The organism is Paenibacillus sp. J5, assembly GCF_054955055.1.
Genome location: NZ_JBUEDD010000007.1, coordinates 119,522 through 138,771, shown reverse-complemented (window position 1 = coordinate 138,771; position 19,250 = coordinate 119,522). Strand labels below are relative to the sequence as shown.

General features: G+C 54.0%; 11 protein-coding genes. 4 read left to right on the top strand and 7 right to left on the bottom strand.

Annotation, left to right across the window (positions count from 1 at the left end):
- Window positions 1–3: 3 nt before the first annotated feature.
- On the bottom strand, window positions 4–1,170 hold the full coding sequence (locus ACY1JZ_RS14600; protein WP_462629808.1) for a GntR family transcriptional regulator: 1,167 nt from the start codon (window positions 1,168–1,170) through the stop codon (window positions 4–6).
- Between the two features lie 323 nt (window positions 1,171–1,493).
- Window positions 1,494–6,515 carry a family 43 glycosylhydrolase gene (locus ACY1JZ_RS14595; protein WP_462629807.1) on the bottom strand — a complete coding sequence of 1,674 codons (5,022 nt, stop codon included), beginning with the start codon at window positions 6,513–6,515 and terminating at the stop codon, window positions 1,494–1,496.
- Between the two features lie 262 nt (window positions 6,516–6,777).
- On the opposite strand from ACY1JZ_RS14595, the gene ACY1JZ_RS14590 reads away from it, so the two are divergent.
- The 4 genes from ACY1JZ_RS14590 (at window position 6,778) to ACY1JZ_RS14575 (ending at window position 10,947) form a co-directional block, all read left to right on the top strand.
- Window positions 6,778–8,343 (top strand): spore germination protein, encoded by a 1,566-nt coding sequence (locus tag ACY1JZ_RS14590; protein ID WP_462629806.1) that lies wholly within the window; start codon window positions 6,778–6,780, stop codon window positions 8,341–8,343.
- Window positions 8,340–9,524 (top strand): Ger(x)C family spore germination protein, encoded by a 1,185-nt coding sequence (locus ACY1JZ_RS14585; RefSeq protein ID WP_462629805.1) that lies wholly within the window; start codon window positions 8,340–8,342, stop codon window positions 9,522–9,524. The genes ACY1JZ_RS14590 and ACY1JZ_RS14585 overlap by 4 nt, the downstream gene beginning before the upstream one ends.
- On the top strand, window positions 9,521–9,760 hold the full coding sequence (locus tag ACY1JZ_RS14580) for a hypothetical protein (protein WP_462629803.1): 240 nt from the start codon (window positions 9,521–9,523) through the stop codon (window positions 9,758–9,760). Before ACY1JZ_RS14585 ends, ACY1JZ_RS14580 begins: the two co-directional genes overlap by 4 nt.
- 71 nt (window positions 9,761–9,831) lie before the next feature.
- Window positions 9,832–10,947 carry a GerAB/ArcD/ProY family transporter gene (locus ACY1JZ_RS14575; RefSeq protein WP_462629802.1) on the top strand — a complete coding sequence of 372 codons (1,116 nt, stop codon included), beginning with the start codon at window positions 9,832–9,834 and terminating at the stop codon, window positions 10,945–10,947.
- A gap of 48 nt (window positions 10,948–10,995) precedes the next feature.
- Here the strand turns inward: ACY1JZ_RS14575 and ACY1JZ_RS14570 are convergent, their stop codons facing one another.
- From ACY1JZ_RS14570 to ACY1JZ_RS14550, 5 genes are all read right to left on the bottom strand, one after another.
- Entirely contained in the window at window positions 10,996–12,747 is a 1,752-nt protein-coding gene (locus tag ACY1JZ_RS14570) for a DUF5605 domain-containing protein (RefSeq protein ID WP_462629801.1), read from the bottom strand.
- 17 nt (window positions 12,748–12,764) lie between these two features.
- Window positions 12,765–15,422 carry a glycosyl hydrolase gene (locus ACY1JZ_RS14565; protein WP_462629800.1) on the bottom strand — a complete coding sequence of 886 codons (2,658 nt, stop codon included), beginning with the start codon at window positions 15,420–15,422 and terminating at the stop codon, window positions 12,765–12,767.
- A 199-nt stretch (window positions 15,423–15,621) separates the two neighbouring features.
- Window positions 15,622–16,512, bottom strand: coding sequence for a carbohydrate ABC transporter permease (locus ACY1JZ_RS14560; protein ID WP_462629799.1), 891 nt, complete (start codon window positions 16,510–16,512; stop codon window positions 15,622–15,624).
- Window positions 16,513–16,528: 16 nt separating this feature from the next.
- On the bottom strand, window positions 16,529–17,398 hold the full coding sequence (locus tag ACY1JZ_RS14555) for an ABC transporter permease (RefSeq protein WP_462629979.1): 870 nt from the start codon (window positions 17,396–17,398) through the stop codon (window positions 16,529–16,531).
- A gap of 308 nt (window positions 17,399–17,706) precedes the next feature.
- On the bottom strand, window positions 17,707–19,236 hold the full coding sequence (locus tag ACY1JZ_RS14550) for an ABC transporter substrate-binding protein (protein ID WP_462629798.1): 1,530 nt from the start codon (window positions 19,234–19,236) through the stop codon (window positions 17,707–17,709).
- Window positions 19,237–19,250 lie beyond the last annotated feature (14 nt).

The following is a 19,250-nucleotide window of genomic DNA, read 5'->3' as shown; positions in this document are numbered from 1 at the left end:
CACCTAGCTGCCGGGTACTGGCCCCGTCGATGTTCCCGGAATCAGTTCGGCAAGCAGCGGAATTTTTCCGTGGAGCTGTTCCCCAGCAATCAGCTTGAGTACGCTGTCTACTGCCAGCCGCCCCAGCTCCCGCTGATTCTGCTTCATATGCGTGAAGGAGTAGACCGCCGAGCTGCTGGGCGGACTGTCGAAGCATATTAAGGAGAAGTCCTTCGGAATGCTTCGCCCCAGCTTCTCTACGGCCTCCTTGGCAATCAACGCCATTTCATACTCTAATGCGAAGAAGGCTGTAATCTCGGGTTTGGCTCTTAACAGCCGCTGCACCGTCTCTACATGTAGGGCGAGCATCTGGCGACTCTCTTCCTCTTCCCCCGACCAATCCATATTCGTCACCCAATACGAGCGATCCAGTTGCACACCCAGCTCGGCATGCGCCCGCACAAACCCCTCCATCCGTTCCTCAATCGCGACATTATCCATCACCTTGGATGCCAGCAGCCCAATATGACGGTGACCCAGCGCAAGTAAATACGAGGTGCCGTCATAGGCAGCTTTCAAATTATCGGTACCAATTGCAGTTGTCGATGTGCCCTTCAAATAACGGTCTACAAGGACATGAGGAAATCGACTGATGACAAGCTTTAATATCTCTTCGCTAAAATGTCGTCCCCGCGTAGGATAGATAATCAGCCCGTCCACTCCGAAGCCCTGCAGCATCTGAATCGCTTGCTCCTCAATATCCGGTTGGCTAAAGGACAGCCTCAGCATCAGATGAACGCCGCGGAGCTGTGCCTCGCGCTCCACTGCCTGCAGCATCTCCTTGCCGTATATATCGGAGAAATCCTCCATCACCAGCCCTAGAACAACCTGACCACTCCGCGCTGTTGCAACAGCTTCCGCTTCCGCCTCCACTGCCGGGACCGCTGAATCATCCTGCTGCTCCTTCCTCGTCACAAAAGAGCCTCTGCCTGGCTGACGATGGATCATTCCCTCCTGCACAAGCATATCCAGCGCTTTTTTCGATGTAATCCGGCTCACTCCGAATTCCTCGATTAACTCCTTCTCGGATGGAATACGCTCTCCCACCTGATATTGCCCGGCCAAAATTCGTTCGCGCACAATTCTGTACATTTGCTCATATCGGGGCTGCAACGAAGAATCATTAATCATAATCATTCACCTTTGCTCTGAATTATATTACGGCATACCATTTGCATCCTATGTTTAGGCATTATAATATAATATGTTATATCATTTGTGAAGCAATAAATATTTCGCCAGGTTTCTTTATTATGCCCCAATTTCACGTATTTAACGTAAATGATCATCGCACTCTTTGTAAGATGAGGATTATACAAGCATAAGCGGCTGTCGCCGTCCTTGACGGCTAAGCTTCATTTCGCGTAGAAAAAAACCTCTCCCCATTGCTTCGATGAAGCGATGGGGGAGAGGTCATGGTTGTATGGTCTATTGCGACGCTACGTCCAAGGCGGTTAAGCCGAGGCTAGTATCTTCTGTGCTACACTGATTAGATCAAGGAGATTAATGACGCCGTTCCCGTCGATGTCGAACCGCTTCGCGTGCTCCCAATCCGCATGACTTGCCTCAATGCCGTAATACTTGGCAACCATCCCGAGGTCGCCAACGGAATACCGGCTGTCGCCGTTATAATCTCCCGGATAGCCAGGCCGAACGGAATGTCTAAAGCTTGCCATGGCCGTTGAGAGAGCACGCACCGCCGCTCTAAGCTCCGCGGCTTCCACGCTTCCATTGGCCGCTATGGCTTCAGCCTTGTAGATCGCCTCCATCAGAGCAGCCTTGGCCTCTGTCGGATACTGACCAGGACCGTAGCCCGCTATAGAAGAGGTGTATAGCTCTCGCGCTTCTTTAATCTGTTGCTGCAGTGTAAGGAGGTCGGCTCCGATGATTCGCACCCCTAACGGCGCACCGGGCTGAGCTTGCTGCTCGGCTCCGCTCTTGTCCGCTGCTGTGAAGCGCTCTACCTTGAAGGATGCATTGCCAGGCTGCTGCTCCTTGGCCTTGAAGATCAAGCGGGCCAGATCGCCGCTTTGCGTGAGCGCATGGTCTGCTCTATTAGCTGTCAGCAGCAGTCGCAACTGCGCTGAACCGCCCGTATGGCTAACAACACCATCGGCGCTCAACCCTTGAGCCAGCAGCTCTGTGCGAACATATTCGAACCGATCGCTGTCAAAGCCGATCACCGCATCCATAGCCAAGATACCGTTAATACTATGCTGCGCCTCAACTCCACTCAATCTCAATGTCAGCGCATATTCAGTGGATGACACTGCCTCCCCTGATCCGGTTAAGGCTGCAGCTAGCTTATCACTCGCCTCTATATCGCCAACGGTCACTTCAATGACCGTCTTCATCGCATAATGATAGACCGTAATTATAGCCCTTCCGTCCTTCACAGCAGTTAAATGTCCGCCTCGGCTCACTTGTACGACATCCGGGTTCGAGGAGATGAAGACGGCTTCCGATGTAGCTTCAAGTGAGCTTCCATCCTTGTACACAGACCGGACAGCTAATTGCTCGCTAGCTCCCGGCTGGAGCGCTACCGTTGCTTTGTCCGGCTCCAGTGCAATCGGGAGAGGAACTGGCTTCGTAATGCCCTCCAATGTAGGCACGATCGCCTGGATCGTTCCATCCGGGTTGAACTCCATCTTGTCGATCGCAGTTTCACGATTGGTTCCGTCGCCACCTGGAATTGCAAACCGGTGGTACACCACATAATACTCGTCCTTGTTCGGAATCTTCATCACCGAATGATGCCCGGTTCCCTTTATGCCGAGACTGAGATCCTTCTGCAGCACTGGAGAATTAGCCGCCTTGGTGAACGGTCCCATCGGCGAACTCCCCATGGAGTAGGATACTCTGTAGTTCTCACTGCGCGTATCATCCTCTGAGAACATCAGATAGTACGTGCCGTTGCGCTTGAAGGTGTACACCCCCTCACGAAAATCCGGTGGTGTTATGCGAACAGCCGGCCCATCGAAGCTGATCATATCCTGGTTCAGCTTCTGAACATACAGATTTCCGTTGCCGAAGTACAGATAAGCCTGCCCATCATCATCGATATACACCTGCGGATCTATCGCCTGAATATCGTTATATTGTCCTTTGGCTACGAGCGGCCTGCCCAACACATCCTCGAACGGCCCCGCAGGCGAGCTGGACCTCGCTACACCAATCTCCTGCTTATTACTGAAATAGTAATAATAATAGCCGTCCCGGAAGGTGATCGATGGCGCCCATGCATTCTCCTTGCCCCATTGAAGCTTGGATACATCCAGAATGACGCCTTCATCCTTCCAGGTGAGGAGATCATCCGAGGACAACGTATGAAATTCCTTGCCGCTCCAGCCCGGATAGCCGTCTGTCGTCGGGTAAATATAATATTTGCCGTTGAAGATGGCGACCTCCGGGTCGGCGAACAGACCAGGCACCGGATTATTTACCTTCTTCACGGTCACCGTCCACACCTTGCTGCTGCCGTCCTTGCCTGTCACCGTATATGCCACCGGCGTGCTGAAATCCTGCACACTGCCCGAGGCCGGGCTAATGGATGAATCACTTACAATGGACAGCTCAGGTGCCAGCCGCTCTACGTCCGTATCCAGCCTGACCGGGAGCAGGATCGTACCCGCCGCCCGATTCATAATGGCCTCGCCCTGAAGCTGCGGCAATGATGCTTGGATGACCGCTGTCGGCTCTATGGCCATCGCCTGAATCTCCTGGTTGGAGAGGGCGCGGTTGTAGATGCGAAAATCGTCCAGCTCCCCCTTGAAGTACGGGTCTGGCCACTGAGATTTCCCCAAGTAATTGAGGGTGGTGTTGCCAAGCTGATACGGCAGCAGCGTCATGTCATTCTTGCGAGCCTGCTCGATGCCGTCCAGATAGAGGACAGCCGTAGAGCCAGCTTGTGTAATTGCCACATGGTGCCACTCCCCGCCGCTGACCGCATCACGGCTCAACAGGACGTTGGTTGATCCGCCCTTGCGAATCGCATACACCAGCTTGCCATCATCTGCCTTGGGTGAGAGGAACATATACTCGCTGGTGCCTGTGCCAAAGTCGAACAGACGCTGCCCCGAATTGGCTGCATCGAACTTGAACCAGGCCGATACGGTCACTTCATGAAAGCTGCTCAGCAGCCCATCCGCCAGCTTTACATACCCGTTCGAGCCGTTGAAGCGCAGAGCGCCGCCCTCTTTGCCCGTCACCCACTCCGTTCCGCCATTCAACTGCCCTGGCTGGCTGCCGCCTGCTGAATCGGCAGCGGTGATGCCGTGGCTCTCATCCAGCTTGTACCAATATACCGGCTCATCCTGCGGCTCCGGCTGCTCTGGTACCTCCGGCTGCGCTGACAGCAGCGACTGGTATTCCGATTCCGTAATCGGGATCACGCTGCCGTGGCGCGGACCGAAGCTAAAATCCACCTGGTTGTCGATGTTTGTAAAATTCATCAGATCGGTCGTATAGGATGCCCCATACTTTCCATTCAGGTAATAATCATAGATCAAGATCCATTTGTCCTCATGGAGCAGCTTGAACATCGACGGACCCTCGACTCCGATCGGAACCAGATCTTCCGTCTCGTTCGTATACGGGCCGGCCAGCTTATCCGAGGTTGCGCGCCGAATAGAGGTGAACCCGTGCTTGTAATACATGTAATAGGTGTCCCCGATTTTGTGAATGTCCGCATCAAGCACGTCCTGGCCTGTGCTGGCTTCAAACAATACCTTCGGCTCGGTGGTTGCCTGCTTGAAGTCTTTTGTCCGCACCATCCACATCTTCATCTGCCCCCCGCTCAGACGAGAGGCGTAGTAGATCATATAATCCTGCTGCTGCTCGTCATAGACCGCTTGCGGTGCCCACGTAAAATCTGCATTGGGGATGTCTGTCATGATCGGCATAAGCGTCTGCTCCTTCCAGCCTAGCAGATCCGTAGAGTTCCAGGTGACGATATATTTACTGCTCCAATTATCCGTGCCTAGCAAATAAAAGTAGCCGTCCTCGCCGCGAATAATGAACGGATCGCGGATATGACCCGTGCCGACTGTCGAGCGAACGATGGGTTCATCATTCAGCACCGGCGACCACTTCATACCATCACGACTCACTGCCAGATGTAACGTGTCATCATTGGTTTTGAAATAGGAGAACAGATAGGCTGTATAATCCTCCTGGGCAGCGACAGTGTAGGTAAAGGTCTTGTCCGCCACGGCATTCCCCTTGGTGATAACAGCGGTGAGCGTTACCGTCTTGTTGCCGCTTCCCTTGGCCGGACGCCGCACCTTCCCCTGCAAATCGATGACCGCCTCATCGCTTGAGGACCACGTGATGACCGTACCGCTCGCTCCGCTGGTCGGAAGCTTGAGGTCATGCTTGAGCAATTGCGCATTGCCTCCAGGCTGAAGCGCGGCTAAGTCGTCAGCCACTGCGCCCGCATCTCCGCCGTCAGCCACAACGGTTGCCGTGAAGACTCTTGTGATGCTAGTTCCAGACTCGCCGTAAGCAATCGCTGCTGTCAGCTCGACCTGGATATCTCCCGAGCCATAGGGAGGGCGAGTCACGGCCCCATTAGCATCGATTACTGCTGGAAGACTGCTGCTCCACATAATCGTGCTGCCGTACCTCCCCTGCTTCGGCAGCGTCAGATTTCCCTTAACAGCCGTCAGATCCTGAAGCTGCAGCGCAGCCGCATCCTTCGCAGCGATGCCGGACGCATGCGACTCAAGCAGTGCTTCGAGCTCGGAGGGAGCTAATGCACGGTTGTAGATGCGAAAATCGCTCACCTGTCCCTTGAAATAGGCGTCAGCGCCATACAGCGAACGGCCGATGTAATTGCCCGTCGTCTGCCCCAGGCTGGATGGCTTGAGCGATACATTATTATTGCGGGCAACCTCCTTGCCATCCTCATACATAATGGCGGTCGTGCCGGACAAGACGGCGGCGACATGCTTCCACACTCCTTTGGCTAAGCCCGGCGCGCGTACCACAGCCGCTTCCCCGGACCAGTTGGTGGGTGAGATTGCGAATCTCGCTGTATCGCCAGGCGTGTTCGTCGACATAAACATATAGCCCGTGTTGCTGCTCGAGCCGAATGCATACAGCCAGGACGGGGTCTGAATCGCCGGATCAATCCAGACATAGGCGGACAGGGTCACATCGCCTGTATCCTTCAGAATACCATCAGGCAGCTTCACATAACCGGATTCTCCGCTAAGCGTCAGAGCCCCATCCACGATTCCCTCTGTGCGGCTTGCCCCGCTGGCAGATAAGCTGCCATGATGTCCATGTCCAGAATAATCCGTGACGACCGAACCGCTCCCCTCATTGAAGCGATACCATAACAATAGCTGGTCATTCAACGCTGCCTCTGAGATGCTGTTCTCCCCTGCTTCTGCCCGTGCAGATAATGGAGAAAGCAATAGACTCATAGCTACGAAGCAGCTCAGCAGCAACGAAAACATTCGTTTACTTTCCAACTCATCTCATCCTCTCGTGAATAGCACCGTAATGTAAGCGTTAACATTTACAATTATATTTTTTTACTTAACAGGACTCAATTCAATATTTTACGAATTTATTGGAAATATAAATTCGACCCTACCAGGGTCAAACACTTTGATCAAAGAAGGCGCATAGGTCAATAAGCGTTAGGAAATAGTAATTCTGAGCTGAAAAGGATTTTTTTTCATTCCGACTTTCATTCCGCTGGTTTGAGGAAGGGAGAGAAAGGAGCAATGAATGAGGAATACACGACATAACCGCCCGGACTCCAGTGCCTCGCACCCGTCAGATAGCACGCATACGGCGCAGAACGACCATTGTTCGGTCATTTTCAAGCAACTGGAGCTTAACCGCTCGGAGCTGGAACAGCAATTTGCCGACTGCGCGGATCTGGTCATGGCTTGTTGGAGCTATGGGCCGGGTATGGCCTATCATGCAATGTCTGTCTACTTCGATACTATGGTAGAGCGTCAGCATCGGGATGAAATGAAGCAAACCCTGCAGGATCTGGTTCCGCACCAACTTGGAGCAGCAAGCACCGTCTTGCCAGAGCAGCTATTCCGGTTTCTCGGCAATCATGGCGTCACCTCCAAGCACGCCATCCTGCTACACAGCCTGGAGGAGGCTGTGCAGCATATTACACAGGGAAGTCTGGTCATCTTCTTTGACGGCTGGCAGCATGCCATCAGCTATCAGGCCAGCGATATGATGAAGCGTCAAACCTCCGAGCCCATTACGGAGCCGGTCGTGCAAGGGCCGCATGACAGCACGATTGAAGATCTGCAGACCAATATCGGCATGATTCGCAACCTGCTCCGCTCTCCCAGGCTGAAGCTGGTTACGATGACCGTCGGGGCAGAAAGCCGGCGCTTGCTTGCCTACGCTTATTTAGAGGGAGCTGTAAATCCAGAGGTATTAAGTAAATTTCAAGCTTGCATCCAAGATGTCAAGCAAGAAGAAATAATGGAAATCTCCTATCTGGAGGAATGGATTAGCGAATCGGTCTACTCTCCGTTCCCTCAAGCAAGGTATACCGAACGCCCCGATACGGTCGTCGCCTCGCTGCTGGACGGCAAGATCATCGCACTGGCCAACGGCTCGCCCACCGTATTAATTTGCCCAGGCAACTTTTTTGAATTTCTAACCAGCAGCGAGGATTACTACCAGCGCACGCTGTTTTCCTTACTCATCCGCATCTTGCGTATCGGCGCTTTCTTCATCGCACTGATGCTGCCTAGCACGTATGTAGCGCTATCGACCTTTCATTCCGAGTTGATTCCAACGGTACTGCTGCTAGCCATCCTGGATACGCGTGAGGGAATTCCGTTTCCGGCCTTCATCGAAGCGCTTATGATGGAGATTTTTTTCGAGCTACTTCGCGAAGCTGGTATCCGGCTTCCGCGGCCCATCGGCTCTGCCGTCAGCATCGTCGGTGCGCTCGTGATCGGACAGGCGGCCATCCAAGCGAAGATCGCCTCGCCCGTTATGGTGATCGTCGTTGCGTTAACCGGTATCGCTTCATTTGCCCTCCCACAATATAGCATGGCGATTGCACTTCGTATTTTGCGCTTCCCGCTTATGGTGCTTGGAGCCACATTAGGTGGATTAGGCATCATGATCGGGTTTCTGCTGGCTTTGCTTCATCTGTGCACCCTGCGCTCGCTCGGTCAGCCTTATTTTGCTCCGGCTGCGCCGCTGGATATAAGACAGCTTCGTGATATTGCCATCATGATTCCACGCAAATTACTGATGCGCTCGCCACGCAATCGGCATTTGCACCGAGCAGGGAGAGGGACACAATGAGTAAAGCAGTTGCCAGCCTCTGTATTTCGCTCCTCCTTACATGCTGTATTACAGGCTGTTGGGATAAGGCCGAGCTGATGGAATACGGGTATGTTCAGGCCGTAGCGATCGACCAGAATGAACAGGGCAATATATTGCTGACAACGCTATTTTATAATCCAAGCGGGCATGGAGAGAGCACAGGCATGACCCCCCAGCCAAAGATGGCGATTCCGATTCATACAGAAGCCGGGTCGGTGTACGAGGCGGTACAGGATATTCCGCTTCACTTTGGGCGACGAGCCAAATGGGATCACATGCGCATCATTCTAATCGGGGAGGGGGCGGCTCGCAGTCGACCGATCGGCGAACTGCTCGATTTTTTCTCCAGAAATCACGAACAGCGGGCAACGGTGCTGCTGCTCGTTACCAAAGGGGATGCCAATACGTATATCGAGATCCATCCTTATATTGAATATACGATTGGTCAGCAATTGCGGAAAATCGAAGAGTCCGTCTCCCGCTACTCTGCCAAGACGACCAAAATGCCGCTCTATGAGCTGGCGATTCAGCTCGCTGGAGAAACCTCTGTCGCTATGATTCCACACGCCTATCTGTCCAATAAAGGACAGGATATCGTAGTGGCCGGCATCGCCCTGCTCCATAATCAGCGGCTGACCCGCAATACGGTCTCCCCAGACCTGACACCTTCGCTTATGATGCTCCTTAATCGTTACGATCAGGGGGTCGTCGAGATTCCTTGCACCGCGTCTCCCAAGTCCAAAACCTTGACGAAGGAGTCCTTTGAGGTCATCTCAGCCGCCACCAGAATCAAGCTTGAGGTGCACGACGAGGATGTGACGGCTAAGGTGCGGACCAAGCTCAAGGGCTCAATGAATGAGCTGCACTGTTCCTCTATACAGACGGTAGAGGAGCAACAGAGGATGCGCACACGCATCAGTGACCAGGTATCGAAGGATATGCAGCAAATGATTGCCTTTTTGCAGGAGCGGAAGCTGGATGCTATCGGCATCGGTAATAAGCTATACCGAAAGCACCCTGCCTTGTGGAAGCAGTGGAGGAAGGATTGGGACGAGCGTTTTGCGAAGATGACGTTTGATATTCAGGCCGAAGTGGACATTACAAATCTTGGGTTAAACGCGGGCAAGAGCTTCGGCCAGCAAAAGGAGACAAATGAATGATTGCCAAAGCAATGTTCTTGCTCGTCATTGTCGTCTTCATTCTTGTCTGCGACCGTTCATCGCTGCGCCAGGCTGAACGGCGCACGCTACTGGTCTACAGTCTGCTCTTCCTACCCGCGGCTTATTTGGGTCTACTGTTCGTGACCGAGCTGCCGTGGCCGAATCTGGACGAGCTGCTCCGCTATCTGTTTGGCGGGCTGGCCAATCAATTCGTCACTTTCCTGAAAGGTGGCTAGGGTGTGTCTTCAAATTCCGACGGGTTTGAAGACACGCCCTGAATGATGAAGAACAGGAGGCGGGTCCCCATATGAATCGCGTGAATAATCGTAACAACAGCCCAGAAACCGTCAGCTCCCTGCAGATGGCTTCGCTGTTTCTGACCTTTGTAACCGGATCGGCGATCATCTTTATCCCCGGACAATTGGCCGCAGTGGCAGCCAACGGCGCTTGGATATCCGTTCTGCTCTCCTACGCAGCAGGTGCAATGCTGCTTGCGGCCATCCTGTACTTGTACCGTTGGAGCAGCGGCGAGGGGCTGGTGCTTATTTTACGCCACACGGTCGGCAAGTGGGGCATGTACGCCTTGCTGATCCCGCTTACAGCCGTGCTGTTCTGGCAACTGGCAGCCATCGTAATCGAAATCAGCAGCTTTTTCAAGAGCACCATGCTCAAGGACACACCTTCTCCCGTCATCCAGGGCCTGTTCTTCCTCATCGCAGCCTTATCCGCGCGATCAGGCATTGAAGTCATGTCGAGAATGTTCACGCTGCTGCTCATCTTTATGTTCTTTTTTGCGATGATGGTTATGGTACTGGCAGTGCCGCTGTTTCATCCTGAATATCTGCTTCCGGTGATGCCCGATGGAATCAAGCCGATCCTGCATGGCGCTTATATTTCATATGGCTTCCCCTACGCCGAAATTGTGCTCTTCTCGCTGCTGCTCCCGTATACAAGGCGCAAGGAGGCGGGAAAGCTGGGAGCCTACATGCAGTTGGCCCTGCTCGTCAATGGTACTGCGCTCTGCCTGTCCATCGTCTGTACCCTTATGGTATTGGGGCCATTATCAGGGCATCTCAACTACTCGCTGTTCCAGCTTGCCCGTCTCATCTCCATTCAAGACATATTGGAGCGAGTCGAATCCGTCATCGGTTTCTCTCTCATTATCGGCGTCTATATGAAAGCTGCCATCGTATTGTTTATGATCTGCCATCTATTGTCCGAATGGTTCGGGCTGGATAACTGGCGGCTGCTCGTCTGTCCGGTAGCGCTCATCGGCCTGCTGCTGTCAGCAACGATGTATCCGAATCTTGTCACCTACTTCTCCGATGGCTATACGATTTGGCCTGTCATCGACCATATCAGCTATGTGGGTCCGTTGCTGATCGCCTGTGTCATCTCATGGTTCAAGCGCATGCCTACATAAACCAGGCATGGCGATCCCCGCCACGCCTGGTATGCTGTCATGAACAATTTAGTTGCCATTCTGCGCACGGGTCAGCCTGACTGCTATATACGGCTTTCCGGGCAGCGGGATACGGAAGCTCCCTTCATATTCACCCGCCAGCTCCACAGTCGTCATCTCCCAGGTGTCCAGCACCTCCGCCTTGTAGCGAATGCCTGGCTTCATCGTGAAATTGCGATAGGAGGGGCGATTGAAGCCATAGTAATACAGATAATATTCATTCGGGATTCCAGCGCAAGGGGCATCCCATTCCGAACGAAGCGGATTCAGTCCGCACTCTGGCCCCTGCTCGAGCACTCCACGCAAAAATGCAATGCGCTGTGGGCTTGTTCCATACAGCTTGCCACCCTTCGACCACCATAACACATCCTCGGGATGCAGATACGTCTCGCCATGCCCCACATAGCCGCCACGCACCGCTCCTTCCCAGAAGCGCCGTACCATCTCCTCGCCGGAAATATTGCCCCAGCCCATATCAATATTGCCCTCATAGGCGCATTCATCAATCACAATCGGCTTGCCCCATTGCTTGCGCCACTCGTCCGTATTCTCCGCTGTCCGATAGACATCGATGCGTTGTACACTGCAATGGGTCACCCAGTCGCGGCTATAGTCATAGAAACCGAAGCAATTGTGAATCGATAGGAGATGACCGCATGGGTCATGCTGCTTGATGATGGCAGCAAAGCGCTCCCAATCCTCCTCCTCCTTGGCCCACATCAGATCGTATTCATTGGCCAGCGACCACCATACATTGCGATAAGCTGACAAGCGAGCTGTAATATAGCGCACATAGCGGTCGTCAACCTCCGGCGGCAGCTCCGAGAAGCCCCAACGGTCATACGCATGGAACAAAATCAGATCCGCCTCGATGCCAAGCTGCCCGAGCTGCTCGATCCGCTGCTCCAGATGGCGGAAGAAGGCGGGGTTGAACCTCTCCAGTTCCCAGCCTTCCGCCGGGCTGCCGGCAAACGGATACAGCGCCGGCTCATTCTCATTGAACAGATAGGCCTTGGGGAATACACACATCCGCAGCTTGTTGAACGGTGAAGCCGCCAGCTCCGCCAGCGTCTCTTCCTGCAGCTCCCGGCTCTGATGCGTCCAGGCATAGCAGGTTGTGCCTACTGGCACATAACGGGTTCCATCCTCATAGGCAAAATGAAAGTTATTCACCACTCGCACCGGGCCGTGCGTGCCCTCATCTGCTGCCGTGCATTGAAAGCTACCCTCTATACCGTCAAGTGAACGGCTGTTGCTGCGGGTCACATACCTCCATTGTCCCTCCCGGTCAGGCATAAGCCGGATGCGGTACATCCCGTCCCCATCATAGAAGCCAAGCACCTCCACTTGATGCTCCCCACAGGAAAAGCTCGCCGACAGCTCCACATCTACATAAGGATTTCCATGCTGGGAACCCTGCATGACCAGCTCGAATACCGCCCAACGAACGGTCTCCTCAGGGGCTTGGCACAGCGCTGTGCCTCTGCCGACAGACGATGGCTCGTAGTCCCTTGATGGCGGGGCGCTGACGGCAGTCCCGCGCTCATAGCTTAGTCCCGCAAGCGCATCCAGCACCTGATCCGCCCACTCCGGCGGTCGCTGCTGCGACTGGTTCGACTGCGCATATTGATGAAGCGTATTCATTTTAATAAAGGACAGATAAGAGCTGGCCTCAAGCTCTGGCGCATACTGCAGTAAAATGCGGCGTGCCTGCTCATTAGCCCAGATATATCCAATCTTCGTCTGCTGATTGTATTCCATCGTTACGCCTCCCTCATCTAATAGCCGTGCATGCTTCTGTCTGTCCCGCCTGCCTTGGCGGTACAGATGCTTACCGGCCCCAGCAATCCGCCCGGCTCCTGCTGCATGAATCGGGACAGAAAATCCTTTTGCTGCTTAACCAGCGTGTTGGTAACGTCAATAACAAGCTTATTCCGCCCGACTCGAAGCGCATTTGCAGCCGCATAGCGGTACGGCGAACAGATGGCTGCTCCAAGCGGCACCTCATTCAGCCATACCTCCGCCGTCTCGTACACCTCACCCAGCTCAAGCGCGCAGCCTGACACTGTAGCATCCTCCCAGTCGAATTCCAGTTCATAGCGCATCGTTCCAGAGAAGTCAGGCAGCTTGCCGCGAGCGTTCAGATTGCCAAGCTGCTCGGTCTGTTCGTAGAAGGTAAATACCGGGTAGGCCCCAGCATCCGCAATCGAGATACGCCACAGCCCGGTTAGAGGAATCTGAACCGAGCCGTCACGATCAGGCAGAGCAGCGCGCAGTGGAAGCTTGTCAAGCTGTGTTCCATTCACTACAATCAGCGACTCGTATGGACACAGTGCCAGCTCCAGCTCTAGCGCGCCACTCTCCAGTCGCTGCACGGCGGCCTCATGCAACTCATTCTCAAACGGACGATATACAGCCAGCTCTCCAGCCGCATGTAGCCGCATTCGGGTGCGCAGCTCCTCATAGGGATGCTCGTTAAAGAACATATACACCTCCATATCCGGGTGGACATAGTGGTAGCTGCGCAGATACGGCACCCTGTCAGCGGCTTCTACATCGCCCATTCCACGCTGCCTTACCCTGGTTGCCAGCTCCGACAGCGGCACAATCTCTGCCGAAGTCGACAGTCTGGATCGCAGTGACTCAACACCTCTAGCGGTGCCAGGTACCTCAAGCAGCTCTTTCGGCAGGGCATCGACGAACAGCACCGGAAGCCCCTGCTCTGCCAATTCGACGATACGTTCAGCCACTGCAACAGGAAGACGATGGCACCACGGGATAACCAGGCATTCATAGCTCTCCTGCGCAACCTGCAGCCGCCCCTGCTCCAGTTGTGCCTCCCGCAGCACATCGCAGGGGAGCACATCACAGTCCAGTTGTGCCTGCAGCAGCTCTCTCACCGGCTTCTGGAACGGCATCGCTTCACCCGCCCACTCCGCCTCGGCATGATACAGCACAGCAACTGTCGCCACATGCCGCCCCCCACTGAGCAGATGGCTCACTCGATTCGTATAATGATTCAGCAGCTTGTAATAGCGATACTGCGGGTTATGACCGCGAGCGTAGAAGTGAGGCGGACAATCCTGATCCGGGAACTCCTTTTGCGAGAAGGCATGCGGGACGAAATAATTAATGCCGCGCACAAGCATATGATCCGTAATCCACTTCATCAGCTTCAAGCCCTCGCTCCAGCCGTAGGCGCCAAACACCTCACATAGCGCACGCCCTTGCTTTTTGGGATCAATATGGGCTAGCGAGGAGCCGAGCTTGGCCAGGCCGTAATGATAGAACTCGCTGTCCGTCTCCCCCGCAATCCAGACATGCGGTGTCTCATCAAAGCCGGGAAGCAACTGGTGCAGCACAACATCGATGCCCGCCATATGCTGCCCCCATAACGCACGGAAGAAATGACCGGCCCCGCAGCCGAGCCGGGCATGGGCATTATTGTCCTCGATAACATGCCCGATGTAGTCCACGCCGCGCTCGCGGCACCACCTGCCGATCCGCCCGCTGAAATGCTCGGCATAGAGCGAGCTGACGACATTCATATACACATAGCGAACAGCAGCGGTTTCTTCACCGCCCTCCAGCCAGAGCAGCGGGAGCAGCGTCTTGATCGGAGAGCCGTATTCCCGCTCCAGCAGCTCCAGCATATCGCCCCGCCAAGGCAGCTCCACGCCCACCTTCCCCGTTGCGGAATTAAAATCGTACATTTCCTTATCATTGTAAAACCCCGGCTCATCTGAGAAAAAGCCGGCAAAGGCTCTGCCAAAATCAGCCTTATACCGTTTATAATAGCTTTCATATACCGCATCAATCAAGAGCTGCGTCGATTCGCCAACGAGCGGATTAATGTAGTCCTGCCTCGCTTCATTGCCGCCATGCGGCGTATCGACAACCAGGCACAGCCGCCATAATCCAGGAGGGACATCCCAGTAGAGCACACCGTCCTCGATATGCCCGGTCAGCTCCACCGCCCCGCCTCCCAGACGCCCGCTCGGCTCCCGGGTCATCGCTACCGCTACGATGAGCGTCTCCTCCGGCTGAAGCAGTGTGTTCAGCAGGAAGGATGCGCCATTCGCCGGGCCGATGGCGTCCAGATGGCGCTCTGCAAGGTAACGGCGGCGCAGCGAGGCAGGAGCATCCTTGACCCGCCCTGCAGCGTGGCCTGTCGGGAAGTGGTCATCATCGAACACCCACACCTTCATCCCGCGCGAGCGTGCCTCCTCCATAATCATATCGACATCACGCCACCAGCCGGGCCCCAGTATATCGGGGTGCGGACGGGACTCGATGCAGACCGACCGAATACCGGAGTCGTATATACGCGCCAACTCTGTTCGGATCACTTCCTCAGACTCACCGCGCTGCCAGAGAAACGGGAGCAAGTAATTATCCTCGCTCCCATCCAGCACCTGCCTCAGTCGTTCGCTCATGCCATCAAACTCCCCTCTCCATGTTATTGGCATCGGCACATAGGCCACCGCTCTCAACCTCAGTAAACCATACCCCGCTCATCACATTCATCCTGACACTCTCCTATCTTCATAGATATAGTCTGTACCTAACCCGCACTCGTGCCAACCAAGCACCTGCCCGCCCAGGACATTGAAGCGCTTGGGAGATTGGCATGGGCTAGCCCTTGACCGCCCCGATCGTTATACCTTTGACAAAGTACTTCTGAAAGAACGGATAAGCTACCAGAATCGGCAGGACACCGATTACTGCGATAGCCATCCGTACCGTCGAGCTGGGCAGTGCCGCAAACCCTTGGCTGGCATTCGAGCCCAGACTCCCATTCGATAGGAATTGAATATCGGTTAGAATGCGATTCAATATATTTTGAATGCTGAACAGCTTCGGTTCCGTCAAGTACACGAGCCCATTAAACCAGTCATTCCAGTAGGTGATGGTCTGCAGCAGACCAATCGTCGCGAGAATAGGCAACGAGAGCGGCAGCACAATGGAGCGGAAGGTCTTGAATTCACTTGCGCCATCGATATGAGCCGACTCCAGTACCGGGACAGGGATGGAGGTGATGAAGAAGGTGCGCATCAGCAACACATTGAACCCATTCATCAGCAAGCCGGGAATGATCAGCGCCCAGATCGTATTTTTAATATCCAGATATTGCGTATAGACCAGATAGGTCGGCACCAGCCCCCCATTGAACAGCAGGGTAAAAAAGACGAAGAACGCAAGCGGGTTGCGCAGCGGGATATCGCGCCTAGACAAGGGGTAGGCCAGCATAGAGGTCATCGCCAGACTCGCAACTGTTCCCGCTACCGTCACAAATACGGTCACGCCATACGCTCTAGCAATCTCCGCGGACTGATTCCACAGATAACTGTATGCAGTCAGGCTGAGCTTTTCTGGGAAGAAGGAATAGCCGTTCTGCAAGATCGTCTGTTCATCGGTAAATGAGGAGATGATGAGCAGCACGAAGGGGAGCAAGCATAGAACCGAGATAAGCGACAAAATGAGATGACCGGCAATTTGCCAGACTTTGTTTTCAGTAGTAGCCATCTTTGTGTCCTCCTTCTTAGAACAAGGCGTTATCCTTGTTGATTGTTCTGACAATGTAGTTGGACAGAATCACCAGCATAAACCCGACGACCGATTGATACAGTCCAGCAGCCGAGGACATCCCGATGTCCCCCAGTTGCATCAGTCCGCGATACACATAGGTATCGATGACATTGGTCGTGCTATGCAGCGCCCCGGCATCCATCGGAACCTGAAAGAACAGGCCAAAGTCCGAATAGAAGATGCGCCCGATCGCCAGCAGCGTCATCATCGTAATGACCGGAGAGATCAAGGGCAGCGTTATCGAGCGAATCTGCTGCCATTTGCTGGCGCCATCCAATGTGGCCGCCTCATAGTACTCGTGGTCAATTCCGATGATGGCCGCCAGATAGACCACGCACAGAAACCCGACGCCCTTCCATACATTAACCAGTGTCAGTATATAGGGCCAGAACCGGGACTCGCTGTACCAGGATATGTCGCCCAGACCCAGCATGGGCAACAACGTTTTGTTCATAAAGCCTGTCTCGACACTAAGCATCGAGAAGACGAGATAGCTGACAATGACCATAGAGATCAGATAGGGCAGCAGTACGATGCTCTGATAAAAGCGTGCCATGAGCTTGCTGCGAATTTCATTCAGCAGGATGGCAATGGCGACCGCCACAACCAGATTGAGAATAATGAAGGCTCCGTTATACAGCAATGTATTGCGCGTAATAATGTAAGCATCCGAGGTTTTGAATAGATACTCGAAATTGGCCATTCCCACCCAGTCGCTGCCGAAGATGCCCTGGGCAAAGTTAATGTTCTTGAAGGCGATGATGAGCCCGAACATCGGCAAGTAATTATTCAGCAGCAGATAGAGCAGACCTGGCAGCATCATCAGAAATAGCGGGAGGTAACGCTTGAAGCGGGTCTTTCTCGCTTGACTGGCGGCTGTTCTTGCACTGCGGGCGATCGTGTTCGTATCGGTGTCCCTGATCGTATGAGCCATAGTTGTCCCCTTCCTTCTCACTTCGGCGACGCCGAATGTCTTGTACTCTCATCGTAAGGCATCCGCCCTATGCCGCTCTACCGCTCAGCCGACATCTCATTTGCACTTTTCCGACACGGCTATCGCAAGTCTGACCGCCAATCAGAACAAGCCCTCATCACGTGGATGAAGGCTTGCTGCACGGCGTATTTTCCTTATTATTTGTCCTTCTTGGCTGCCCATTCGTCGAGTTGCTTCTGCTTCTCAGCAATCACCTTGTCGATGCCTGCCGACTTCAGCTTGGAGAGGAATTCCGGCAAGGTCTTGTCCGGGTCAAGCGTCCCCGTCTCCAGTCCCAGCCTGTACTGGTTCATCACATTGGTTAAGGCTGCAATCTCCGTCTTCACTGGCGCCGAGTCGAAGGTAAAGCCCAATGCCAGCGATTTCGTCGCACTCTTGTTGAACTCGTCCGTTTCCTTCCATATATCCGGGTTATCCCCCTCGAACGTGTAGGAGAGGAACTGATTGCCGAACAGCCATCCCGTATTCGGATTATAGCCGCTATTACTAGCGTCCACACCGTCCGGGTAGCGGATGACATTCTCTTGATCGGTCTTCACGTAATGCTTGCCCTCAATTCCCCAATCGAACAGATTAATCAGTGCCTTGTCCGAATACATCAGATTAAGAAATTTCATCGACCGAACCGCATCCTGGGCATTGCGTGGAATCGCCCACATGATGCTCGTTACCGTCTCTGTCTTGGCAACTGACTTTGTCATATCACCCTTCACAATATCCATGCCAGTCATGCGCGATTCCTGCATCTCCACCCCAGGCTTCAGATTCGCTACATAAGCAGCCGTCCGCCCCCCCTTCAACAGATCAGCGATGCCTTCCTTGTTCGTGGCCGCATCCTTGAGTATATAGCCCGCCTGGTACCAGCTACGCACACGCTTGATCAATTGGGCATATTCCGGCGTCTCAAAGTAATTGACGACCTTCAGATTGTCCGCTCCATTGTTCAGCAGCACGCCGAAGCTATCTCCCAGGCTATCGATGGAATACATGTATTCCGCGATTGAACGGCCGGCAACTCCCGGAGAAAGAGGGGCAATATTGGGCTCATTCTCTTTAATCGTCTTCATCATCGCTTCCAGGTCGTCTATGGACTGGATCGCAGTTACATCGATGCGATGCTTGTCTGCCAGATCCTTGCGCATCAGCACGCCGTAATTCAATGCGAGGTCGCGAATGCTCGGCACCGCATATATTTTGCCACCGATTGAGCCCGCACGGATGAAATCATCCCCAACAGCTTCCTTAACGCCCTGACCGTGCTGGTCAAGCAATTCATCCAGCGGCAGTAGCTGCCCCTTCGTAACCTGCGGTCCGAAGCCAAAGGTCGAGCCGGAGCCGGTCACAATCAGATCCAGCTTCTCATTGCTCGTCAGCATCAGATTCATCTGCTGGTTCCAGGAACCGATGCTGATCGGCAGCAGCTTGACCGTTGCATTGATCCTCTCCATCGCGATCTTGCTAATCTCATCCTGCACCAATTGAAGGTCGCCCGGTGTGTTGCCAAATGTAATGTACGCAACCGTCAGTTCAACAGGAGCCTCATCCTTGCTATTGCTGCCGCCCGCCGTCTGTCCGTTGTTCTTGCTGACTTCCCCACTTCCGCCGCAAGCACTGAGCAACATGCTGAGCGCCACGATCCCGCTGAGTACCGCTGTCATCCTTTTCATTGTGGATTCCCCCA